This window comes from Thermoflexibacter ruber (assembly GCF_900113045.1).
GTDB lineage: Bacteria > Bacteroidota > Bacteroidia > Cytophagales > Thermoflexibacteraceae > Thermoflexibacter > Thermoflexibacter ruber.
Genome location: NZ_FONY01000048.1, coordinates 21,366 through 27,570 on the forward strand (window position 1 = coordinate 21,366; position 6,205 = coordinate 27,570).

Here is a 6,205-nt window from a genome sequence, read left to right on the forward strand (position 1 = left end):
TTTTAATCAATAGTTAAATCAGTGGTATTTTCTATGTAGCACTTTGCATTTTGCAAAGATTTGATTTTTTGTCCATGCACTTTCAGATTTTGAATACGAATATTTCTAACATCATGCTCACTATCAAACCCATAAAAGATAGAAAAAGGAAAAAGTCCTTCTATGATGCTTATATTTTTGAAAGTAACTCCTTGTACTTTTCCTCTGAATTGGGCATGATAGTCTTTTTTGTCAGGAGGTGTTAGCTGCACACCGTCCCAAGCCCCATGCAGATACATTTTTTGGGCTTCCTCGGGGTTGCGTGTGCCGTCCTCTGAGTAACGAGAGCGAAAAATAGCCACGTCAAAAAGTTTTTGTCGGGCATCTTCTATGCGTATATTTTCAAATAAGATATTGCTTACCAAAGACTTACCTGCATTGTGGATACTGAGTACAGACCCTGCCTCTACGTGAATAATGTCGCAGTCTTTAAATTGAATGTTTTTGACCTCTGCTCCATTGAGTTCGAAGCCAATTTCTAAGGCATTACCCCATGCCGCATTCCAAAATACGCATTGGCGAGTAATTACGTCATCTACCTCTTGGACTTGGTGAGTAAAGTAAGTTTTGTATGTATTAGGCGACTGCACAAGTACACTGTCTATGCCATAGTCTTTGGTTTTTTTCATGTATGCCTTTATCACTACGCAATCGTCTTTGGTGCGGATAAAGGAATTTTCAATCAAGACTTTTTGAGAGTGTACTACATCTATGCCGTCATCGCTTGGATTGTCGCTAATGATTTTGATGTCATTGATATTTACATCTCTACAGTTGATAGGGACTATCTGCCAAGAGGTGCTGTTGAAAAGCGTGATGCCTTCTATGCTTACATTTTCGCACCTGTCTAAACGGATAAACTGCTCGTATTTTCCTGATTTGTTTTGACGAATTTGGGCTGTATCTCCTGTTTTAATGAGGTCGCTACTGAACAGGCGGTTATAAGTGCCGTCTATGATACCCCTGCCTGCGATGCGCAAGTTTTTTGTATTCTCCCCTTTGATAACCCCTACTACCACCGCTCCACCCTCGATATAGATAGTTTGGTTGCTTTTTGCTTCTATCATGCCTGCATAGTGAATTTTCCCCGCTTCAAAGAAAAGCACATTGGGGTCTGCTTTGGAGGGCTTATTTTTCTCTGGGGCGTTGGCAAAAATGAATAAGGGGTGTCTAAGGCTTCCATTGAGTTCTATGCTCAATTTTTGGGGCGTATTTATCTTAAAACGAATAGTTTTATCTTTGAAACTTGGTAGAATCTGAGCAGAGCGGGGGCGAATATCCACCCATTTAATGTCGCGGTAGTAGGTTTCCACTACAATTTCTACTGTACCACTTATTTCAAAACTGCACCAAGCTGCAGGAATAGGAGAGGCGTAAACAAAAGTTTCTTTTCCATTAACAAAAACCTTGTATTCGGTAGAAGGGTTTATCCCCAAAGGTGCAGGGTAAAGTTGTGCAGTTTGGGCATAACTTTTCTGAATAGAAAATAAGATGCTGATAAATAGCAAACAGATTAGTTTTTTCATTTTCATTGTGTTTTAGAGAAAGATAAAGAAAACTATCTGTTCTAATCTATAATCGCATACTATTTTTATCTATTAGAGTTTCTATAAATAGAAAGCACTTTATTTTCAAATACTTAGGACTTCACATGCTTTTCTTGCGGCATCTTGCTCTGCATTTTTTTTGCTAAACCCTAAGCCCGAGGAGATAATTTCATTGCTTAGAAGGACTTGTATCTTAAACTGTTTTTGATGCTGGCTTCCTTTTTCATCTACCATTTCAAACCGTACTGTTTTTCCATTTCGCTGCGCCCATTCTATGAGTTTACTTTTGTAGTTAGTATCGTTACTAATGATTTGATTGAGGTCGAGGTGAGCGTCTAAGAGATTTTTGATGATAAAAGTTCTGCAAAACTTGAAGCCTTTGTCCAAGAATACAGCCCCGATAAATGCTTCCATCGCATCGCCGTAAACATACTTGAATGAAAGGGCAGTTTTTCGTTTGGTATCATACACCACCAGTTTATCCAATCCGATTTTGCGAGCCAACTGATTAAGAGATTCTCTACTGACAATGCGCGAGCGAATTTCTGTGAGAAAACCCTCGTCTTTGTAGGGGAAACGCTTGAAAAGGTACTCAGCTACTATCATTCCAAGCACAGCATCTCCTAAGTACTCTAAACGTTCATTAGATTCTTTGAAACCTTCAAAGTTTTCTTTGGCTGAAGAAGTATGAGCAAAAGCTAACTTAAACAGATTAAGATTGGAGGGTTTCTTACCTGTAATTTGCTTGATTGCTGCAATAAGTTTTTGGTCTTTGGGTGAGTAGTTACCAAAAAAATGTCGTAAAAACTGAATCAGAATAATGAAAAAGTTTTAGGATTAAAATTTGAATGTTTATCAAAAAAATAACCACTTACTACACCATAAAGTTAAAAAAATTTTTCCTCAGCGTAATAAGTGGATTTTAATATATACAAAATATTTAAGATTTAAGCCTCGAACTTGCCTATTTTACTCATATTTTCTAAAAATTACCGAACAGTTATGTCCTCCAAAACCGAATGTGTTGCTCAATGCTACCTCGACCTTTCTTTCTTGGGCTTTGTTGAATGTAAAGTTGAGCTTGGCATCTATTTCCTCGTCATCGGTAAAGTGATTGATAGTAGGAGGAACGGTCTGATGTTGGATGGCTAAAATAGAAGCTATAGATTCTATTGCCCCTGCTGCTCCAAGCAAATGCCCCGTCATGGATTTGGTCGAGCTGATATTGAGTTTGTAGGCATGTTCTCCAAATACTTTCTGTATTGCTTTGATTTCTTGCGGGTCGCCTATGGGCGTAGAAGTTCCATGCGTATTGATGTAATCTACGTCTGTAGGCTGTATGCCTGCATCTTCTATGGCACTTTTCATTACTGCAATCACGCCTAATCCTTCAGGGTGAGGGGCTGATACGTGGTATGCGTCGGCTGTCATTCCACCGCCTACGAGTTCAGCATATATCTTTGCGCCTCTTGCCTTAGCGTGTTCTAATTCTTCTAAGATTAAAGCACCCGCTCCCTCGCCCAGTACGAAGCCGTCTCTGTCTTTGTCATAAGGACGAGAAGCAGTTTCAGGAGAGTCATTCCTTTCAGAAAGTGCTTTCATGGCGTTAAAACCTCCAATGCCTGTTTCTGTAGTTGCCATTTCAGAACCTCCTGTAATGATGACATTTGCCTTGCCTAACCTGATATAGTTAAAAGCGTCTATGATAGCATTAGTCCCTGTAGCACAAGCAGATACAACAGAAAAGTTCAAACCTCTGAAACCATATTTCATAGAAATATGTCCAGCACTCAGGTCTATAATCATTTTGGTAATGAAGAAAGGACTAATTCGTGGAGTACCATCGCCTCTGGCAAATGCCATTGCCTCATCTTGAAAAGATTTAAGCCCACCGATACCCGAACCCCAAATAACCCCTGCTTTGTCCAAATCAATCTTTTCTACATCTAAGCCAGAATCTTTCATTGCCTCATCAGTAGCTACCAAAGCGTATTGGCAAAAAGGGTCTAAGCGACGCACTTCTTTTTTATCTATGAAATCCTCTGCGTTGAAGTTTTTCACTTCACAAGCAAACTTTGTCCTAAATTTAGTAGCATCAAATTTGGTAATCAAAGCCGCCCCGCTCACGCCGTTCTTTAGCCCTTGCCAATAAGCGGGTACATTATTACCAATAGGGGTTAATGCCCCCATGCCTGTTACTACTACTCGTTTTAATTGCATATAAATAGTGAATATAATCTTTGATAAAATACAAAACAGGAACTTGGTAAGAAGTTCAATGAGAAAGAGTTAAAAAAACATACCAAGTAAAATTTGAGGAGAAAGGCAAAAACTTTCTCCTCAAAAATTGCTATTTCTGAGCATGCTCTTCCAAATAAGCAATAGCTTGACCTACCGTAGTAATGTTCTCTGCTTGGTCATCAGGAATAGAAATATTGAACTCTTTTTCAAATTCCATAATAAGTTCAACAGTATCCAATGAATCTGCTCCCAAATCATTGGTGAAACTCGCATCAGGAGTAACCTCTGACTCCTCCACACCTAATTTATCGACGATGATGCTTTTTACTTTTTGAGCAATTTCTGACATTGTTTTATCTGTTTAATTTTAAAATCTGACCGCAAAGAAATACATTTATTATATGAATGTCAAAAAATTTGAATGCTTAATTTTTTTGTGTTTGATAGTGAAGCAGTATTAAAGAGGAAGAACTTTTGTTAAAATTATGATTATAAGTGCTTTATATTTTAGATTATGTCTTATTTTTTAGCATACTTAGCAATTAGCCAATCTACCAATTTTCGCAAGTACTTAGGTGCTTGCAAAATTAAGAAAACGTTTTGGAAGAGGACTATGACTACCTCGTGAGATGCAAATTTACAAAACCTTCTGCAAGAAGTGCTTACCAAGTTAAACGTTTTGGAAGAGGAAAATCATACCAAGACGAAAATTTCTCAATCATAATCATTCTATGTATGTTAGTATTCTGAAGAGCCTCAAATCTCTTCCTTCCCACAAAAAAATTACCTGAAATAGCAAGGGTAATTCATGGTTTTTTCATCTTATCTTAAAAATTGTTTAATTTCAATGTAGCTCTCAAACTGCATTCAATATGAAACTACATTTACCTTTTGCAAAAAACTTGGATAGAAATAAGTCCTCTCTTTCGTTAAAAAGCGAAGATTTAGAAACCGAGCCTATTGTAGTAGATGATGATGAGATTTTTATCCGAAAGTTATTAGAATCCAATCCTGAAAAAGGTTACGAACTGCTTTTTAAGCGATATTACCGTTCGCTGTGTAGCCATGCGGTACGTTTTCTGTACTCTAAGGAATTAGCAGAAGATATTGTAAGTGAGGTATTTCTTGTTTTTTGGCAAAAAAAAATCTACCAACAAATCAAAACATCATATAGGGCTTATTTATTTACCTCCGTGAGGCATCAGGCTTTTATGTTTCTGAGAGCAGAGTTAAGCAAGCATAAAAATATAGATTTAGTTGATTGGAAAGCACAAGCGGACTTGCCTATTACCCCACAGCAAATTATGCAGTACAACGAACTATATCTACAAATGGAAGAAGCCATTAAGGCAATTCCACCCCAAGCACAAAAGGTCTTTCTGATGAGTCGCTTCGAGGGTAAGAAGAATCAGACCATTGCTGATGAACTGCAAGTTTCCCTAAAAACAGTAGAAGGGCATATCACCAAAGCCTTATCTATTTTAAGAAAATTGCTCTTATTTGACTCAAACGTATGAAAGAAAATTTCACGGCTCTTATTCAAATAAATGCTTAACCAAATCATTATTCAAAGCTTATTATTAAATAAAATGGACTTAGAAATAGCTAAAAATTTAGTATTCAGTTCTTTGGAAGGAAAAGCAACGCCAATGCAGAAAAAATTAATAGAGGATTGGCTTGCTTGCCCAGAAAACATCGAACAGTACTTCAAGTGGTTAGATGAGTGGGAAAGAATAAACCCACAGTTTCTCCCAGATACAGCGCGAGCTTATGAGAAATTTTTATCTAAAACCTATACCTACTCTACTGAAAGCAAATTCAACATCCAAGCACATCACTTGTACAAAAGTAAAAGCTATCGCCTACCTATTGGGTTGGGCATAGCGGCTTGCTTCATTTTACTAATTGGTATAGTCAGTTTATTTTTTAAAGACCAAATTTTTTATACTATTCATCAAACGCACTACGGCGAGATAAAAAGCCTCACGCTACCCGATAAAAGTGTAGTTGTCCTTAATGCCAATTCTATGCTTAACGTGAGTTATTGAGGTAATTGCTTAAAAGTCAATTTTTTATGATAAAAAATGTTCAATATTAATAAATATAGTATATTTGAAAATTACACTAATCAAAGAATACTATGTACTTAATATTGAACACAACAAAACTAATAGAAATTTACATTACTTGTGATGACTTTGCTAAAAAATTTGAACAGTATCAATTAAGTCAAGGACAAGTTGTACCACAAGAAAAAATGTCTTGTTCAGAAATCATGGCAATTGTGATTTATTATCATATATCAGGCATGAAATGTTTCAAATATTACTATCAAAGTATTATTAAAGGCTATCTAAAATCTTATTTTCCAAACAGTT

The 6,205-nt window shown here is 36.8% G+C and carries 6 protein-coding genes and 1 pseudogene; 3 read left to right on the forward strand and 4 right to left on the reverse strand.

The genetic code is table 11. The annotated features are described in order from the left end of the window. Positions 1 to 2: 2 nt before the first annotated feature. The 4 genes from BM141_RS19475 to BM141_RS19490 form a co-directional block, all read right to left on the reverse strand. On the reverse strand, positions 3 to 1,565 hold the full coding sequence (locus BM141_RS19475) for a glycosyl hydrolase family 28 protein (protein ID WP_177217467.1): 1,563 nt from the start codon (positions 1,563 to 1,565) through the stop codon (positions 3 to 5). Between the two features lie 105 nt (positions 1,566 to 1,670). Further along, a complete protein-coding gene (gene rnc / locus BM141_RS19480) occupies positions 1,671 to 2,408 on the reverse strand; it encodes a ribonuclease III (protein ID WP_091549138.1) in 738 nt (245 codons plus the stop codon). Positions 2,409 to 2,555: 147 nt separating this feature from the next. Beyond that, entirely contained in the window at positions 2,556 to 3,806 is a 1,251-nt protein-coding gene (gene fabF / locus BM141_RS19485; protein ID WP_091549139.1) for a beta-ketoacyl-ACP synthase II, read from the reverse strand. 130 nt (positions 3,807 to 3,936) lie between these two features. Beyond that, positions 3,937 to 4,176, reverse strand: coding sequence for an acyl carrier protein (locus tag BM141_RS19490; protein WP_091549140.1), 240 nt, complete (start codon positions 4,174 to 4,176; stop codon positions 3,937 to 3,939). 523 nt (positions 4,177 to 4,699) lie between these two features. Here BM141_RS19490 and BM141_RS19495 point away from each other — a divergent pair. The 3 genes and pseudogenes from BM141_RS19495 to BM141_RS23140 all read left to right on the forward strand — a co-directional run. After that, complete coding sequence (locus BM141_RS19495) at positions 4,700 to 5,344, forward strand: RNA polymerase sigma-70 factor (RefSeq protein WP_091549141.1); 645 nt, start codon at positions 4,700 to 4,702, stop codon at positions 5,342 to 5,344. Between the two features lie 72 nt (positions 5,345 to 5,416). Next, positions 5,417 to 5,875, forward strand: coding sequence for a FecR domain-containing protein (locus BM141_RS19500; RefSeq protein ID WP_143091007.1), 459 nt, complete (start codon positions 5,417 to 5,419; stop codon positions 5,873 to 5,875). Positions 5,876 to 5,967: 92 nt separating this feature from the next. Beyond that, positions 5,968 to 6,205: pseudogene (locus BM141_RS23140) on the forward strand (IS982 family transposase); the annotation flags it as partial.